16 protein-coding genes are annotated in these 17,780 nt (G+C 45.4%); 15 read left to right on the plus strand and 1 reads right to left on the minus strand.

The genetic code is table 11. The features are described 5' to 3' along the window. Positions 1-112 precede the first annotated feature (112 nt). The 12 genes from liaF to ACT89M_RS09190 all read left to right on the plus strand — a co-directional run bounded on the left by liaF (position 113) and on the right by ACT89M_RS09190 (position 13,572). Positions 113-1,162 (plus strand): cell wall-active antibiotics response protein LiaF, encoded by a 1,050-nt coding sequence (gene liaF, locus ACT89M_RS09135; protein WP_090919877.1) that lies wholly within the window; start codon positions 113-115, stop codon positions 1,160-1,162. A 3-nt stretch (positions 1,163-1,165) separates the two neighbouring features. Continuing rightward, positions 1,166-2,203 carry a sensor histidine kinase gene (locus ACT89M_RS09140; RefSeq protein WP_090919880.1) on the plus strand — a complete coding sequence of 346 codons (1,038 nt, stop codon included), beginning with the start codon at positions 1,166-1,168 and terminating at the stop codon, positions 2,201-2,203. After that, on the plus strand, positions 2,200-2,862 hold the full coding sequence (locus tag ACT89M_RS09145; protein WP_154886857.1) for a response regulator: 663 nt from the start codon (positions 2,200-2,202) through the stop codon (positions 2,860-2,862). The genes ACT89M_RS09140 and ACT89M_RS09145 overlap by 4 nt, the downstream gene beginning before the upstream one ends. 149 nt (positions 2,863-3,011) lie before the next feature. Then, on the plus strand, positions 3,012-4,655 hold the full coding sequence (locus tag ACT89M_RS09150; protein ID WP_154886854.1) for a S1C family serine protease: 1,644 nt from the start codon (positions 3,012-3,014) through the stop codon (positions 4,653-4,655). A gap of 181 nt (positions 4,656-4,836) precedes the next feature. Then, positions 4,837-5,526 carry a response regulator transcription factor gene (locus ACT89M_RS09155; RefSeq protein ID WP_090919888.1) on the plus strand — a complete coding sequence of 230 codons (690 nt, stop codon included), beginning with the start codon at positions 4,837-4,839 and terminating at the stop codon, positions 5,524-5,526. A 1-nt stretch (position 5,527) separates the two neighbouring features. Then, positions 5,528-6,988 (plus strand): sensor histidine kinase, encoded by a 1,461-nt coding sequence (locus ACT89M_RS09160; protein ID WP_154886852.1) that lies wholly within the window; start codon positions 5,528-5,530, stop codon positions 6,986-6,988. Between the two features lie 69 nt (positions 6,989-7,057). Beyond that, on the plus strand, positions 7,058-8,011 hold the full coding sequence (locus ACT89M_RS09165) for a 4-hydroxy-3-methylbut-2-enyl diphosphate reductase (RefSeq protein WP_154887432.1): 954 nt from the start codon (positions 7,058-7,060) through the stop codon (positions 8,009-8,011). A gap of 291 nt (positions 8,012-8,302) precedes the next feature. Continuing rightward, positions 8,303-9,367, plus strand: a complete 1,065-nt coding sequence (gene aroF / locus ACT89M_RS09170; protein WP_090919894.1) for a 3-deoxy-7-phosphoheptulonate synthase — start codon at positions 8,303-8,305, stop codon at positions 9,365-9,367. Between the two features lie 413 nt (positions 9,368-9,780). Beyond that, complete coding sequence (glnA, locus tag ACT89M_RS09175) at positions 9,781-11,205, plus strand: type I glutamate--ammonia ligase (RefSeq protein ID WP_090919896.1); 1,425 nt, start codon at positions 9,781-9,783, stop codon at positions 11,203-11,205. A gap of 214 nt (positions 11,206-11,419) precedes the next feature. Further along, a complete protein-coding gene (gene serC / locus ACT89M_RS09180; protein ID WP_186809565.1) occupies positions 11,420-12,529 on the plus strand; it encodes a 3-phosphoserine/phosphohydroxythreonine transaminase in 1,110 nt (369 codons plus the stop codon). A gap of 163 nt (positions 12,530-12,692) precedes the next feature. Then, positions 12,693-13,157: a tRNA (uridine(34)/cytosine(34)/5-carboxymethylaminomethyluridine(34)-2'-O)-methyltransferase TrmL gene (gene trmL / locus ACT89M_RS09185; RefSeq protein WP_090919901.1), complete on the plus strand. Its 465-nt coding sequence runs from the start codon at positions 12,693-12,695 to the stop codon at positions 13,155-13,157. Between the two features lie 169 nt (positions 13,158-13,326). Continuing rightward, entirely contained in the window at positions 13,327-13,572 is a 246-nt protein-coding gene (locus ACT89M_RS09190; protein WP_090919903.1) for an AbrB/MazE/SpoVT family DNA-binding domain-containing protein, read from the plus strand. A gap of 138 nt (positions 13,573-13,710) precedes the next feature. On the opposite strand, the gene ACT89M_RS09195 is transcribed toward ACT89M_RS09190, so the two are convergent. Continuing rightward, positions 13,711-14,631, minus strand: a complete 921-nt coding sequence (locus tag ACT89M_RS09195; protein ID WP_308722131.1) for a serine hydrolase domain-containing protein — start codon at positions 14,629-14,631, stop codon at positions 13,711-13,713. Positions 14,632-15,112: 481 nt separating this feature from the next. Here ACT89M_RS09195 and ACT89M_RS09200 point away from each other — a divergent pair, with 481 nt between their 5' ends. The 3 genes from ACT89M_RS09200 to ACT89M_RS09210 are packed head-to-tail and all read left to right on the plus strand — an operon-like array spanning position 15,113 to position 17,766. Next, complete coding sequence (locus ACT89M_RS09200) at positions 15,113-15,877, plus strand: alpha/beta hydrolase (RefSeq protein WP_154886846.1); 765 nt, start codon at positions 15,113-15,115, stop codon at positions 15,875-15,877. Between the two features lie 11 nt (positions 15,878-15,888). Then, positions 15,889-16,848 (plus strand): ABC transporter permease, encoded by a 960-nt coding sequence (locus ACT89M_RS09205; protein ID WP_154886844.1) that lies wholly within the window; start codon positions 15,889-15,891, stop codon positions 16,846-16,848. Positions 16,849-16,866: 18 nt separating this feature from the next. Continuing rightward, positions 16,867-17,766, plus strand: a complete 900-nt coding sequence (locus ACT89M_RS09210; protein ID WP_154886842.1) for a carbohydrate ABC transporter permease — start codon at positions 16,867-16,869, stop codon at positions 17,764-17,766. Positions 17,767-17,780 lie beyond the last annotated feature (14 nt).

The raw sequence follows: 17,780 nt of genomic DNA on the forward strand, positions 1-17,780 counted from the left end.
TCTCCTCAGCCCTCAGTCTCGAGACCGAGACAAATTCCACCTGTCGGCGCTGTTAACCTTAGCATGTCTAAGGTACACTGGATATAGAATAAAGACAAAGGAGACATGAGTGATGAAACGATCTACGCTAGACCGTTTGTGGGTTGGCATACCTCTTATCGCTATAGGTGCAATGATCTTGCTCAGACAATTGGGATATGACATTGATGTAGGATATATATTTAGAACATACTGGCCGGTGTTTTTGATCTGGTGGGGAGTGAAAGGTTTGACGGAAATTCGCCGTAACGGGGGATATGCTGCTATTGGGCCCGTTGTCGTGCTTTCCATAGGTGGATTCTTCCTTGCGCGTAACTTGGGCGTGATTGGTTATTCCCTAGGAGAATTCATTCGTTATCTAGTTCCAATTCTGCTGATCGGCGGAGGGTTATATGTACTAATTGGACCAGGTCATCGGGATCGGAAACCTCATGGAAATGGAAGCAAAACACCGCCTCCACCGCCTGAGCAGCCTTATAAGCCATTGTCCCCTCAAGATTTGGAGATGCCCTCATCATTCGATGAAGAGTTCGAGAAGACCTTTGGCAAACCAAAGCAAGAGCAACCCTCGAGTAAGCATCAATCCTTTCATTCCGAAGAGGGGCCGAACCTGAAAAAAGACAGTGAAAAGTTCGGACAGTCACATCAGAAGTACCATTCACATTCGGATGATCCAAAATTTGGAGGCTTTGGCCACGCTAATTCTCATAACTATAAGTATGGATATGAAGAAGGCTATGGCAAAACAATCAATAAATCCACTTTCATTGGTGATTTTCATATGGGTAAAGAAGTGTTTACGCTGAAACCGATGAATATCTCCTCATTTATTGGGGATACCGTTATTGATTTGACCAAGGCACAGATTCCATATGGAGAGACCAAAATTGTCATTTCACATTTTATTGGCGATGTTAAGATTTTTGTTCCAGAAGACATGGATCTGGGCATTTCACTCACCAGCAGCTCTTTTCTGGGAGACATGAAGCTTCTGGGTACAAAACGTGGAGGTTTTTTGGGAAATGCGCAGGAGGAAACTCCGCACTACCAAGAAGCCGGTAAGAAGCTCCGCATTATTGTCAGTGTTTTTATTGGCGATGTCAAAGTAAACAAGGTGGATTAACCTATGATTCGAACGATTCTTAAGGCAAACAAGTGGGAACTGATGACGTATTTCGTGTTAACCGGATTGATCACACTGGGCGGATTCTATCTGTTATATGGGGATGTGCTTACAGGGGATAATCGCAATCGGGCATGGACGTATATCGGAGTTGTCGTTGTAGGAACTGTGGTCACCGGATATATCGCCGCATTGCGGCTTCAGCGCAAAATTGATTTGCTCGATCTCAATATGTTGAAAGTATCTAAAGGAAATCTTGCGGTTCGCATGCCTGATGCGGAAGATGCTTCTTTTGGACGGGTCTATCAGGAATTTAATGTGATGATGGAGTCCATTGAGAAAAAAATGAGGTTACTCCAGCGGCTTGGTGAGCAAGAGGTAATTGAAAAGGAACAGGCTTCTGAGCGTGCCGTTATCGAAGAACGTAAACGAATGGCAAGGGATCTGCATGACACAGTGAGTCAACAACTATTCGCCATGCACATGTCTGCTTCATCCCTTCCCCGTCTGCTAGAGATGAATCCGGAGCATGGTCGCAATGTGCTCGACCAGTTAATTCAGATGTCTCATATTGCACAGCGCCAGATGCGTGGATTGATCGCGCAACTCAGGCCGATTGAATTGGAGGGACGCGACCTAACTGCAGCACTCGACAGCTGGTTCCCTGATTATTGTCGGCAAAATGGTTTAAAAGGCGTGAAAGAGCTGGAGTTGGATGGCGGAGTCTCTGATGCCATTGAGCACCAGCTGTTTCTCATTATTCAGGAGGCTGTAGCCAATGTTGTTAAACATGCTGAAGCTGGACTCGTTAGTCTGGCTATCCGGGAATCGGAGCATCAGATCAGCATGAGCATTAGTGATGACGGGCAAGGTTTCTTGCAACAGACGGAGCGACCAGGCTCATATGGGTTGTCCACGATGCGAGAACGTGCCGAGAAGCTGGGCGGTCAGGTGCAGATTATATCCAAGCCTGGGGCGGGTACGACGGTACGAGTGCTCATCCCGAAATTTGATAACGTGTCCGAGGAGGAATCAGAATGAATGGCAAAGTAAACGTAATGATTGTGGATGACCACGATATGGTACGAATGGGCTTGAAGACTTACCTCATGCTGGAGCCTACGTTCCATGTGATGGCGGAAGCAGGTAACGGGCAACATGCACTCGATCAGCTACGTCAGATGAAGGATTCGGAAATGCCGGACCTGATTCTGATGGATCTGATGATGCCGGTGATGAACGGAGCTGAGGCTACGCAAGCCATCATGTCTGAATTTCCGAATATGAAGATTGTCATGCTGACCAGTTTTCTGGAAGATGATCTCGTTGTTCAAGCGATTGAGGCAGGAGCAGTAAGTTATGTGCTCAAAACGGTATCCGCCGAAGAACTGATCTATGCTCTTCAAGGTGCTAACCGAGGCATGCCCGTGATGACAGGAGATGTCTCACAGGCGTTAACGCGAGGCATCCGGCAGCGGACGGCGAGGGATAGTGAATCTGGACTTACGGATCGGGAGAAGGAAGTACTTCTACTTATTGCTGAAGGGAAAACCAATAAAGATATCGGAGAAGAATTACATATCAGTATTAAAACCGTTAAAACACATGTAAGTAATTTGCTGATGAAATGTGAGATGGATGATCGGACGCAACTGGCGATTTACGCACATCGGCAAGGATGGGTGAAGAAGCAAGGCTGAAAATGTTGCTATGACGGGAAAAATCAGCAAATATTGCATGCTTTTATCTCCTTTTTAATTGTTTTTAAGGTACGATTAAGGTTCAAAGTACAAAATAAGGACAGTTAAAGAATATCTCTTGCAAATAAGAGATTGGGAGGTAGAGAGGCATGGACGAACGTAATTATAGATCAAATCGACAAGATGAGGAAAAAGAAACGAATCAAACTGAAAATCGCAATCCTGCCGGAAATGATGACTCCTCGTATTATTATTCTTACGGACCATTCCAGTCCGTGAGTCAGGAAGATACAGCTAGTGGCAATGGGCCAAGGCAAGAAGGAAATGTGGAGATTACAAGACCAGATCCAATAAAACCTGTACCTTCTTACCATAATAATGACTCCTCTGGTCAAACGGGCAGAATGTCTGGCGGCGGTTCGGGTCATGGCGGAGGTCAAGGAAATGGAAATAACAATGGTAACTGGAACTATAACAACCGTAGACCAAGGTCTTCTGTAAGATCACTTCTGTTCTCCTTTATCGCAGGTATGTTAGTCATCACTGTGTTGATGTACACAGCCGACAGAACAAACATGTTCACACCCCAAGCCGCGCTGACGAATAACGGAACGGAATCTGCTCAGGAAACACCGAGTAATACAGGTGGAGGTAACAACGTGACGGCGTCCTTGCTACCGACAGGTAAAGAGGATGTATCCTCTGTGGTGAAACAGGCGAGCCCGGCTGTGGTGAAAATTGAAACGCTGGCTAAACAGTCCACACGTGGTTCTGGACAAGGTGGAGCAAATACAAACGATCCGTTGTATCAATATTTCTTTGGTGGCGGACTTGGTGGACCTAACGGAAATCAACAACAAGAACAAGGTCAACAGCCTCAACCTCAAGCGAGCAATCAACTCGTACCCATGGGGATCGGCTCCGGATTTATTTTTGACAAAGAAGGTTATATACTGACGAACCAGCACGTTGTTCAAGGTGCAGATGTCATTCAGGTAACACTTGAGAACAATAGCAAGCCATATGAAGCTAAATTACTGGGAAGCAGTTTTGATCTTGACCTTGCCGTGTTGAAAATTGAGAAAAATAGCGGAGATAAAGATTTCCCTGTAGCACCGCTAGGCAACTCAAATAGCACACAAGTTGGTGAATGGCTTGTAGCGATTGGTAACCCGGAAGGTTTTGAACATACAGTAACTGCAGGTGTTCTTAGTGCCAAAGAACGTACGATCAGCATTCCGGATCAAGAAACAGGTAAAACACGTGAATACAGCCACTTGTTGCAAACAGATGCTTCGATTAACCCGGGTAACTCGGGTGGTCCGTTGCTGAATCTGAATGGAGAAGTTATCGGTATGAACGTTGCTGTAAGTGCGGATGCTCAAGGTATCGGTTTTGCAATCCCGTCCAGTGTCATCTCTGAAGCGGTGAAATATCTGAAAGAGAACAAAGATGTTCCGAAAGAACCTGTACCGTTTATCGGTGCTTCTCTGATGAATCTCACCCCGGAAGTGGCCAAACAAATGGGAACAAATATTACGGAAGGTTCAGTTGTTGCAAGCACGGTGTACCAATCTCCAGCTTACCAGTCTGATCTGAGACCGTATGATATCATTACCGGCGTAAATGGTACTTCAAAAGCAACAAGTCAGGATTTGATCGACTTTATCAAGACTCAGAAAGTCGGCGGAGAGATTACGCTTAATGTTGTACGTGACGGCAAGAAGATTGATGTGAAAGTGAAAATTGGCAACAAGTATGATTACGATACAACACAAACACAGCAACAATAGTTGCAACCAGGTTGAAGTAGATGAAGGTAAGAACGGAAGGGTTTAAGGCCCTTCCGTTTTTTTGCACGATGTTTCTGTTCTGTTTTTGCATAGTTTCTCTATTATGGATTATGGAGAAGATGCGAATCGGGCTTTGGCCTGTTACAATGGGGATACAACGATAGGGTAAAGGAGAAAGACCATGCGCTCAACGATTTTAATTGTAGATGACGACGAGAAAATTGTGTCTATGCTGCGCCGAGGCCTGGCATTTGAAGGATATGAGGTTCAGACAGCTTCTAACGGAGCAGAAGGCCTAAGCAAGCTGATGGATAAGGAGCCGGATATCGTAGTGCTCGATGTGATGATGCCGCAGATCGATGGCTTTGAGGTATGCCGCAGATTGAGAGAAGCAGGTAGTAAAGTTCCTGTGCTAATGCTTACTGCAAAGGATGAGGTTCAGAGCCGGGTGACCGGACTGGATACCGGTGCTGACGATTATTTGGTGAAGCCGTTCGCGCTGGAAGAATTGCTCGCACGTGTCCGTGCTTTGCTGCGTCGCAAAGCGGATATCTCCAACGTGGTAGACAATCGCTTGGTATATGAAGATATCATTCTGGATAACGATTCACGCGAAGTGCTCCGAGATGGCAAACGTCTTGAACTGACAGCAAAAGAGTTTGAATTGCTTAATCTGTTTATGCAAAATCCGAGAAGGGTACTGTCTCGTGACCTCATTATGGATAAAATATGGGGATACGATTATAGCGGCGAGTCCAATGTGCTAGAGGTCTATATCGCGATGCTTAGACAGAAAACAGAAGAGCATGGTGGCAAACGTCTCATTCAGACGATCCGGGGAGCCGGCTACATTTTGAGAGGTGACTCGTAGCATGTCCATTCGGTTGAGACTAACCGCATGGTATTCGGGAATTCTGGCAGCCGTGCTGATCTTTTGGGGTGTGGTCATTTATGCTTTTGTGTATTTTAATACCTACAACGAAGTAGAACAGCAGTTAAGGGAAAAGAGCCTGCGGATCACGGAACAGATCGGGGTTAATCCATTATCGCAGACACTTGATCTTGATCCTTTTGCAGAGAGCCAGCTTCAGGAAGCTCAAATCTACATTCAACTGGTGGACTATGAAAGCAGATCGGTTAAGTTCTCAGGTAATATGGAGAAAGCGGACATTACCTTTCCTGTGATTAATATTAACCGTATTCGTGATGAGATAGGGATCTCCAAAGTCAGTGTGCATGGTATCCCTTTTCTCGTTAATCAGCAGGCGCTGTCTCTTAAGGGAACGAATGACATCAGGGGACTACTTCAAGTGGGAGCTAATGTCAGTTCACAGGAGCGTTTGCTTGAGGCTTTAAGGAATATCCTGGTGTTCGGATGGCTTGTAGCTATGGCGCTTGCCATTACATCCGGTTTGATTCTGGCCCGTAAGTCCATGCGGCCGTTGGTTAATGTGATTGATGCCGCTAATCAGATTCAGTCTGGAGACGATCTTAGTGTACGTATTCAGTATTCGGGGCCGAAGGATGAGATCGGTCGTCTGATTGAAACGGTGAATAACATGCTGGAGCGAACCGAGCTGTCTTTCCGTGGGCTGGAAGAGACGAATACGGCACAGCGCCGATTCGTATCCGATGCTTCCCACGAGCTACGGACACCGTTGACTACCATTCGAGGAAATGTGGATTTCCTGAAAAAGCTGTGGGATCAAGAGGGGAATGAACGTCCGAATCTGGATGAAGAAACGATCAGGCAGATGTCTCTTGAGGCGATTGAGGATATGGCTGATGAGGGCAAGCGTATGAGCCGTCTGATCAGCGATATGTTATCCCTTGCCAGAGCGGATACAGGTCAGAAGATCGAGCTTAATCCCATTCCGCTGCAGATTCTGGTGCAGGAAGTAGCACGTAGAGCCCAGTTCCTGGATCGTCAGGCAGACTGGCTTCCTGGGGATCTGTCGATTCTGAACGGTATTTACGTAAACGGAAGCAAAGATTATCTGCAACAAGTCTTGTTTATTTTTATAGAAAATGCCTTTAAATACACCCCGGAGGGTTCAGTTACGCTGGATGCTCTGTTGTATAAAGGGCAGGTCGGACTGCGGATCAGTGATACGGGAATCGGTATGGAACGAGATCAGGTGCCGTTTATATTTGACCGTTTCTACCGGGCAGACGAATCTCGCGGAGCAACGCCGGGCATCGGACTTGGATTATCCATTGCCAAATGGATCATTGAGGAGCATAACGGGTCGGTTGAAGTGGTAACGAGACGAGGAGAAGGAACCACTTTTATCATCTGGTTGCCTGTGGTCTTTGCCCCGCCTATCGAATAAAGGTATAATAGGATGAAGACTGCAATTACATCGGCCTATACAGCCGAAAAGAAAGCGGGTGGCAACCAAGTGGAAGTACTGCGAATTTCGCCGCGGGGATATTGTTACGGAGTTGTAGATGCCATGGTGCTTGCGCGTCAAGCGGCACGCAACCTGGATTTACCACGGCCTATTTATATATTAGGTATGATTGTGCATAACAAACATGTGACCGATTCTTTTGAAGATGAGGGCATTATTACGCTGGACGGTCCTAATCGGATGGAGATTCTGAATCAGGTGGAGAGTGGCACGATTATTTTTACGGCTCACGGTGTCTCGCCGGAGGTACGTAAGCTGGCTCGGGAGAAGGGGCTGACCACAGTAGATGCAACCTGTCCAGATGTGACGAAGACTCATGATCTGATCCGGGAGAAGACGGCTGAAGGTTATGATATTATCTACATCGGTAAGAAGAATCACCCGGAACCGGAAGGTGCGATTGGTGTTGCACCAGACCGTGTTCATCTGATTGAGAAGGAAGAAGAGATTGAAGGTCTGAACGTGCCTGCGGGGAAAATTTTGATTACCAATCAGACGACAATGAGTCAATGGGACATCAAACACATTATGAGCCGGTTGCTGGAGAAATTCCCAGGAGCTGAAATTCATAACGAAATATGTCTCGCTACGCAAGTACGTCAAGAAGCGGTAGCAGAGCAAGCTGGGCAGGCCGATCTTGTTATTGTTGTAGGTGATCCACGTAGCAATAACTCCAATCGTTTGGCACAAGTGTCCGAGGAGATTGCGGGCGTGACGGCATATCGTATATCCGACGTATCTGAAATTCAACAAGACTGGTTGAAAGGTGTGCAGAAAGTGGCTGTGACATCAGGCGCTTCAACTCCAACACCAATCACCAAGGAAGTTATTCAATATCTGGAGCAGTATGAGCATGATCAGCCGGAAACGTGGGAAATTGTGCGTACCGTTAATATGAGCAAGCTATTGCCTCCGGTTCGAGAGAAGACGCGTACCACATAGTTTCAAAAGTGAATAGGAAACATCCTGCTGTGCAGATCCTCGTTTCATTGGGACGTGACATAGCAGGATGTTTTTTTGTCTATACAGTTTATATTTTACCTGTAGAAAATACCGGATATAGTGATCACTCCTTGACGATAGGAAGAAACTGTGTTATATTTGCTTTAGTGATTAAAAGCTTAAAAGCGAACAAGCGTTTAAGTGTGACAGAGTTTTTGGGATACGGACCACAAGATAATCAGACGCACGATATAAACGAGTGCTCTTATACAAGGAAGGATGGGACAATTTATGATCGTAATCGCAGGCAAAGCTACCTCGGAGGACCAAATTCAAGATATCGTTAGTGTGATTGAAAAGGAAGGGTTGCAGGCACATGTATCACGTGGAGAGGATCGCACCATCATTGGATTAATTGGTAAAGTTGAACCTAAAATGCAAGAACACTTGCGCCAAATGAAGGGCGTCGAGAACGTGGTGAAGATTTCGAAATCTTACAAATTGGCAAGTCGTGACTTCCATCCAGAAGATACCGTAATTTCGATCAAAGGTGTAGATATCGGCGGGAAAGAACTTGTCGTTATGGGCGGACCTTGTGCGGTTGAATCTGCAGCACAGATTGATGAGATCGCTGGCCTTGTGAAAGCTGCAGGTGGTCAAGTTCTTCGTGGTGGTGCCTTCAAACCACGTACAGGACCGTATAGCTTTCAAGGAACAGGTGTAGAAGGTCTGATCATGATGGCGGAAGCAGGCCAGAAGCATAATCTATTGACGATTACCGAAGTCATGACGCCTGAATACGTAGATATTTGCGCAGAGTATGCGGATATTCTGCAGGTGGGTACACGTAACATGCAGAACTTCGACTTGTTGCGCAAGTTAGGTGAGTGCGGCAAACCGGTATTGTTGAAGCGCGGATTCAGTGCGACATACGATGAATTGCTTAATGCGGCGGAGTACATCCTCGCTGGTGGCAATCCAAATGTGATGTTATGTGAACGAGGTATCCGTACGTTTGAACAATACACTCGTAATACGCTGGATCTGTCGGCAATCCCTGTCTTGCAGTCTTTGAGCCATCTACCAGTCATCTCTGACCCGAGCCATGGTACGGGACGTCGTGAACTGGTAGAACCGATGACCAAAGCTTCGGTAGCTGCTGGAGCTAACGGCTTGATTATTGAGATGCACACAGATCCCGATAACTCCATGACTGGAGACGGTGTGCAGTCTCTGTTCCCTGATCAGTTTGCGAACCTGTTACAAGATCTGGAGAAACTAGCCCCGATTGTTGGGAAAACATTTAACACAGCTAAACAGCCTGCTGCATTTTTCCCGGCACGTGTAGGCGTATAATTAACACGGTTATAGAGATTTGAAGAGTCAAAACCGGACTTCTGTTCAGATTTGTTCCTTGTGAACAATTTGGGTAGATGTCCGGTTTTTCGTCTGTTTTGCACAGATGAACATATTTATTAATCAAAGGTGATAAGAAACATTTATGATGTCACGATTTTCCATGATTTAGGGTGTTTTTGGGGTCGCTTCACCGCATTAAATCGGTCAAATATAAACTATTTGCTTTGTTATATGCATTTTTGAATATTATAAAATGTAAGTATACCTAACATGCTCGCAAAAAATACCTTACATAAGTATTGACGATGTTATGTTTCAGAATTTATAATGACGACAGAAAAAAATTCGAATATATAGACATTTTCTTCGTGGGGTTGTTTAATGTTCGGAATATTTGGGAGGACGAATACATGTCGGTTGAAAACGTATTGAAATCAATTCAAGAGAACAACATCGAGTGGGTAGATTTTCGTTTTGTAGATTTGGCTGGTCGTGCGCATCATATCTCTTTGCCAGCTTCGGCTGTTGATGCAGACACGTTCGTAAATGGAGTAGCGTTTGATGGTTCTTCTATCCAAGGTTTCCGTGGTATTGAAGAGTCCGATATGGTTATGATGCCTGACCCTGAAGCGACTTATGTCGATCCGTTCACTGCACACCCTACATTGAATGTTATGTGTGACATTTTCACACCGGATGGCGAGCGTTATGAGCGTGACCCACGCAGTATCGCAGTTAAAGCTGAAGCTTTCCTGAAAGAAAGCGGCGTAGGTACTGCAGCGTTCTTCGCACCAGAGTCCGAGTTCTTCATCTTTGACGATGTTCGTTATGAGAGCGGCACGAACAGCTCTTCTTACTTCGTTGATTCCGAAGAAGCATCATGGAACACAAACCGCAAAGAAGAAGGCGGCAACCTGGGCTTTAAAGTTCGCACTAAAGGTGGATATGTTCCAGTAGCTCCAGTGGATACCCAACAAGATATCCGTAGCGAAATGTGTCGTTTGTTGGAAGAAGCTGGTTTGTCCATCGAGCGTCATCACCATGAAGTAGCGACTGCGGGTCAAGCTGAAATCAATTTCCGTTTTGATACGTTGAAGAAAACAGCAGATAACCTGCTTGTATACAAATACATCGTGCACAATACGGCACGTCAATATGGTAAAGTAGCAACATTCATGCCAAAACCATTGTTTGGTGATAACGGAAGCGGAATGCACGTTCACCAATCGATCTTCGATGGCGATTCCCCATTGTTCTATGACAAAGGCGGTTATGCTAACCTGAGCGAAATGGCCCTGCACTACATCGGAGGTATCTTGTACCACGCTCCAGCACTGATTGCTTTGACGAACCCAAGCACGAACTCGTTCAAACGTTTGGTTCCTGGTTATGAAGCACCAGTTAACTTGGTATACTCCAAAGGTAACCGTTCTGCAGCTGTACGTATCCCGGTAGCAGCGGTAACACCTAAAGGTTGCCGTATCGAGTTCCGTACACCTGACTCCACTGCTAACCCTTACTTGGCATTCTCCGCAATGCTGATGGCTGGTCTGGACGGAATCAAACGCAAAATCAACCCAACTGAGCTCGGATATGGTCCACTCGATAAAAATATCTACGACCTTTCTGATGCAGATAAAGAAAACATCCGCAGTGTACCGGCTTCCCTCGAAGAAGCACTGGATGCACTGGCAGCTGATAACGAGTTCTTGACTGAAGGTGGCGTGTTCACCAAAGAATTCATCGATAATTACATCAACCTCAAACGCGATGAAGCTAAAGCTGTTGCAATCCGCATTCATCCGCATGAGTACAGTCTCTACTTCGACTGCTAATCGGTTGGAGTCAGAACCGAAATTGTTCCAAATCAAAGCCTCCGGGATGCTTCTCGGAGGCTTTTCCTTGAAACAAACAGTATAGCGCTTTAACTTTTTAGGGTGATAAAGGAATTTGATGGCTTTTAACGAGTTTTCAGTGCATATTCCCCTTGAAGCGTTCAGGGAATACTGATATCATAGCGATAATATTTACTTCATATGTCAGTTAAGGATGGAAAGGGCGGGGGATTTTGTGACAAAGAGAGCGTATAACTTTAATGCAGGACCAGCAGCGTTGCCACTAGAAGTATTGGAGCGTGCTCAGGCGGAATTTGTAGATTTTCGTAATACAGGCATGTCGATTATGGAGATGTCTCACCGTGGGGCCGTGTACGAGTCTGTACATAATGAAGCTCAGGAGCGATTGCTGTCGTTGCTAGGCAATCCGAAAGGGTATAAAGTTCTTTTCTTGCAAGGCGGTGCAAGCACACAATTCGCGATGTTGCCTATGAACCTGCTTGGGGCGGGTCAGACAGCTAGTTACATCATGACAGGCAGCTGGGCCAAAAAGGCTCTGTCTGAAGCGAAGTTAATTGGTGAGACACAGATCGTAGCTTCTTCAGAATCCGATAAATTTATGAAATTACCGGATGTTTCGAATCTGAGTTTGCCTGAACGTACGGCTTATGTGCATGTAACTTCAAATGAGACAATTGAAGGTACACAATTCAAGGCTTTCCCTGATACCGGATCGGTACCGCTCATCGCAGATATGTCCAGTGATATTTTCTGCAAACCGTTTGATCTGAATCAGTTTGGCATGATCTATGCAGGTGCACAGAAGAACCTCGGTCCTTCGGGAATTACCGTTGTTATTGCACGCGAGGAATTGGTGAGTGAATCTCCGAAAACCATTCCAACCATGTTCCGTTACAGCACGCATGTAGATAACAATTCCCTGTATAATACGCCGCCATCCTTCTCGGTATATATGGTGAACGAAGTGTTAAAATGGATCGAGGAACAAGGCGGTCTGGCTGGTGTGGAACAAAAAAATATCAAGAAAGCGGAGCTGCTCTACAATACAATTGATTCCTCAGGGGATTTCTATCGTGGTTGCGTTGCAGCAGAAGACCGCTCGTTGATGAATGTGACGTTCAGACTCGCATCTGAGGAACTGGAGAAGAAATTCATTAAAGCTTCGGAGCAAGAAGGTTTTGTAGGTCTGAAGGGGCATCGCAGTGTAGGAGGACTTCGTGCTTCGATCTATAACGCGGCTCCATATGAGAGTGTTAAGGCCCTTACCGACTTTATGAACCACTTCCAACAGGCGAACGGATAATCCCTGAGAAACGAACGTATGACCAAATATGGCAGTAGTGAAGCTTCGATGAACTATCCTACTGTTGTGGCAAAGCCTTCCACATTGACGTGTGGAGGGCTTTTCTTTAAAATTAGAGGATTGTTGTGTACATGAAAATGAAATAAAAGGAGATTAAACACATATGGCTTTACACATCGTTCTGGTTGAACCAGAGATTCCGGCTAACACGGGCAATATCTCGCGGACTTGTGCCGCGACTGGCACCCACTTACATCTCGTGCGTCCTTTAGGATTTCGGACAGATGATGCAACTTTAAAACGTGCCGGGCTGGACTACTGGCATGCCGTTCATATTGAATATCATGATTCTTTTGACGAGGTTCAGCAGAAGTATCCGAACGGACGGTTTTTCTACGCAACAACGAAAGCGAAAAACCGGTATTCCGATTTCGAATTTCAGGATGGAGATTTTCTTGTGTTTGGTAAAGAAACGAAAGGACTCCCACCTGAATTAATTGCTGCTAATCCAGAAACTTGCATGAAGATGCCGATGAGTGGTGATGTTCGCTCATTAAACCTTTCCAATTCAGCAGCAATTATTGTATATGAAGCACTGCGTCAGCTAAATTTCCCAGGACTGGATTAGTGAATGGTATCCGAAAAGACGGTTAGAATTCGCTAAAAAAACATTTTTCAAAAAAAAGGACAAAAAATGTTTATTTCCAGCAGGATTCGACAAAATTTTGGCGAATCTATAGATATAGTACTAATGTACCTAGAAATTCAGAGTAAGATAGGAGAGGTGTGCCGTAGCTATGAAGCCAGCTGGAGTAGTTCGCAAAGTTGACCAATTGGGTAGGATCGTATTGCCTAAATCTTTGCGCAAAAGGTATCAAATGAATGAAGGAGATCCTGTAGAAATTTTAGTTCAAGGGGATCACATTATCTTGGAAAGATACCGTCCGAAATGTATTTTCTGCGGATCAATGGAAGATGTCAATGACTTTAAAGAGCGTTACATATGCGCACAATGCTTAGAAGAAATGACTCAGCTTTCATAAAAGCAAGCAAAAAACACTATGGAGCATACAAACTCCATGGTGTTTTTGTTTTTTTAATGTTTAACGTTGTATAAGATGACACAGCGACTTGGAAGCTCGTTCTTGCACCCAGTGTCTATGTAAACTAATAAATCATCCTTAGTTCGACTGATTTAGCGCTGGCAAAATCTGATCCCATACAGCGTTCAGGATGCCTTGCATATTCTCCTCTTCACTGTTGATACTGATGACAGCCTCTTTGGAAGGCAGGACAATGCAGAATTGACCATAAGCTCCATCTGCTCGGTAAGCGTCATGCGAACACATCCAGAACTGATAGCCATAGCCTTTTCCCCAATCTCCATCGCCATTCGTTTCGATCTGTTTACGTGTAACGACTCTGATCCAATCTGCTGGAACCAGTTGTTTACCGTTCCAGCGACCTTCCTGAAGTAGAAACTGTCCAAATCGGCTTAGTTCTTCATTACTCAGCCAAAGGCCCGCACATCCCAAGGTAACTCCGAGTGGAGAAGTCTCCCATTGGATATCAACCATGCCTAGTGGTTCAAAAAGACGTGGAATGAGGTAATCCTTTACTGTCAGACCAATAGCCTCTTGCAACATGGCCGAGATCATAAACGTATCACCACTACTGTAAGTAAAATGTTCTCCTGGCATTCGATCCAATGATAGAGACATGTAGTGTTTGACCCAGTCCTTTTCCTCTAAAGAAGCTCGTTCGTCAGCCCAGAGGGGTGGGTCATCGTGACCTGATGACATGCGAAGCAGATCCCTCAATGTGAGCTCTCGCGGAGAGGGCAGTTGTGAGGGGGGGCGCTGTGCTTGGTCATAAGGGAAGTAATCGCCCAAAGTGTCATCCAACTGAATAAGTCCTTCTTCAACGGCAAGTCCAACCGCCATGCAGGTAAAGGATTTACTTACAGAATGTTGCACACGCCTGCGATCTCCGTCCGAATGCCATTCATCCAGAAGTCGCCCATTTTGTAGTACACGCACAGAGTGCACAACAAGCTTCTCTTCTGTGATTGTGTCAATAAATCCTTTAAGTTGTTCTGCCATGATAACCCTCCAGTTCCAAGCGTTTACCTGAATGAATTCAGTCTGGTGAAACGTTTCCGTAATCTGATTGCAAAATTAGAACTCATGTTAGTATATTCTCGGTTTGATGTCAATTCCAGTGTAATAATGAATGATTAAATCCGAAAATACTCGTTATAAAAGTGCCTTTTGAATCAAAATTGGAACAATCAGGTCACTTTTTTGATAAAAAAACGCGAAAATTGTAAAAAGGTTATTGACAGGGTTTAGTCAACGGGATTATGATTTATTCGAAACGATTCGAAGAAATCGCTTCCAAGTAAAATGTTGATATTTAAACTCCAAGTAAATCAATGTTGATTGTTTTTGAAACGATTCGAGAGAATCGTTTCGATAACCAAAGCCGGTAAAGGTGAGCATGTTGGGGGAAGTAACAGCAAGCAAAGAAAGAGAAAAAGCAAACCGCAGTTAAAAGCAACAAAGATGAAAGGGGTTACGATCAATGGCGCATATTACGATCGAAACCGGATCGCCCACATTATGCATGAATACAAGCATACACGTGGTATCCAGTGACTCCGGAGAGACTTCAGGCGGTACACTATATCTGCTTCACGGGGCAGGAGACAATGCGAGTACCTGGCAACGTCTGACCACCATTGAGATGTATGCAGCCCAGTATGGTTGCACCGTCATCATGCCTGAAGCCAATCGCAGTTATTACACGGATATGGAATACGGCCTGAATTACTTCCACTACATCACGAAGGAACTGCCTGAACTATGTGAAAGGCTACTGAAGCTGAATTCCGACCCAGCCAAAACTTATGTTGCCGGTTTGTCCATGGGCGGATATGGAGCGTTGAAATGTGGGTTGACCTATCCTGAGCAGTACAGCAAAGTGGTGTCTTTATCCGGTGTAACGAATATTCAGGCGCGGCTTCGTGATCCCCATATGCCCGAAGGTATGATCAAGGAAATGAAAGCGGTTTTTGGGGAACGGTTACAGGTAAAGGCTGATCAGGATATTTACGCATTGTCAGCCAGACTGCTGGAGCAGGGAGGAGCCTTGCCGAAGATATTGAGTTGTTGCGGGGACCATGATCCTTTCGTGGACATGAATCGGGACTACGCCGAGTATATGCAGGGAACTGCATTTGATTTTCGGTATGTAGAAACACCTGGCACGCATGAATGGCGATTTTGGGAACAGCATCTGAAAACGATGTTTGATTTTCTTTACAACGACAACACCATAGTAGAGTGAGGAGATGCAAATTGAAACCTGCAGCCGAAGGACCTAACAAAAAGCTGAAGGCAAACCTGAGAGGTAAGTCCCTTTGGACTGAAATCTGGAAACACCGAATGACGTATACCCTGCTTATTCCAGGGATGGTCTGGTTGATCCTGTTTGCCTATATGCCGATGGGCGGCCTGTCACTGGCGTTCAAAGACTACAAGGCTAACCTTGGAATCTGGGGAAGTCCGTGGAGCGGATTTGAAAACTTCAAATACGTCTTCCGCGATCCGACCTTTATTGATGCCGTATGGCGGACGCTTTACATTAACATTTTGAAGCTGATTATTCAGTTCCCGTTTCCGATTATTCTGGCACTGCTGTTGAATGAGTTGCGGATGCGCAGAGGGAAGAAGTGGTTCCAGACCGTCCTGACATTTCCGCACTTCCTGTCCTGGATCATCGTATCCGGTGTAGTCATTAACGTGCTTGCCTATGACGGACTTGTAAACAGTGCACTTGGATTACTTGGTTTGCCGACGATTAATTTCTTGGGTTCGGAATCCAACTTTGTTCCGATGTTGTTGCTGACTGACATCTGGAAATCGAGCGGCTGGGGCGCAATTATCTTCCTAGCAGCAATCTCCGGTATCGATCAGGATCAATATGAATCTGCACAGATCGATGGAGCATCCCGGATGCAACAGATGTTTCGTATTACGTTGCCAAACATCATGCCAACGATCATGGTTATGTTTATTTTGTCGGTGGGCGGATTGATGTCCTCCGGTTTCGACCAGATTTTCAACTTGGCGAATGCCGCGACGAAAAATGTATCTGAAGTACTCGATGTATATATCTATCGGATTACGTTCCAGTCATCAACCGACTTTTCATTCTCGACAGCGGTCAGCTTGTTCCGTTCCCTGGTGAATATGGCGCTGCTGCTTCTGGCCGACAGATTTGCCAAGTGGCTTGGTGGAGACGGTTTATTCCGATAAGAGAGGAGGAGAAGTGAGATGAGCAAAGCTGGAAGAAAACCTAAGATTGGCACCGAACGAATGACCTTTCTGGATTACTTGATATTCGCCGTTTTACTGGTACTTGCACTGATGATTCTGATTCCGTTCTGGAATGTCATTATGATCTCATTTGCAACCCAAAAAGAGTATGCTGATAATCCGTTCCTGATGTTCCCGAAAGAGTTCACGCTGGATTCATATAAAGCACTGTTCGCTGACGGAAGAATCCTGTCGGGTTACAAAAATACATTGATCTTGCTAATTATTGGTTTACCGCTGAGCTTGTTCCTGACAACAAGCATGGCTTACGGACTGAGCCGCAGTAATTTCCCATTTAAAAAGTTTCTCTTTTTCCTGGTACTGTTCACCATGATCTTTAACGGGGGGGTCGTTCCTCTGTATCTGATTATGAAATCACTGCATCTGACAGGCACGTTATGGTCTGTCATTCTCGCAGGAAGCTTCAGTGCCTTTAACATGATTCTGATGATGAACTACTTCTATACCTTGCCTGAATCGCTGATGGAATCCGCGAGACTTGATGGTGCAGGGGAGTGGAGAATTCTTTTCTCCGTGGTGCTTCCACTGGCCACGCCTATTATGGCAACTATCACGCTCTTCTACGGTGTAGCTTACTGGAACAGCTGGTATGATGCGATGATCTTCCTGCGAAAAGCGGATCAGTTACCATTGCAGAACGTGTTAAGGAACATCATTGTAACTTCTACAACGAATGCATCCAACGCATCTAGTGTGGATGCAGTAAAGCTGAGCGGTTTCTCCATGGGGATGAAAATGGCAGCGGTATTTGTCACGATGGTACCTATTATGTGTTTCTTCCCAATGCTGCAAAAGCACTTTGCCAAAGGGGTATTAACAGGGGCTATCAAGACCTGATATACACATAAGAT

The organism is Paenibacillus sp. NN59 (genome assembly GCF_057597225.1).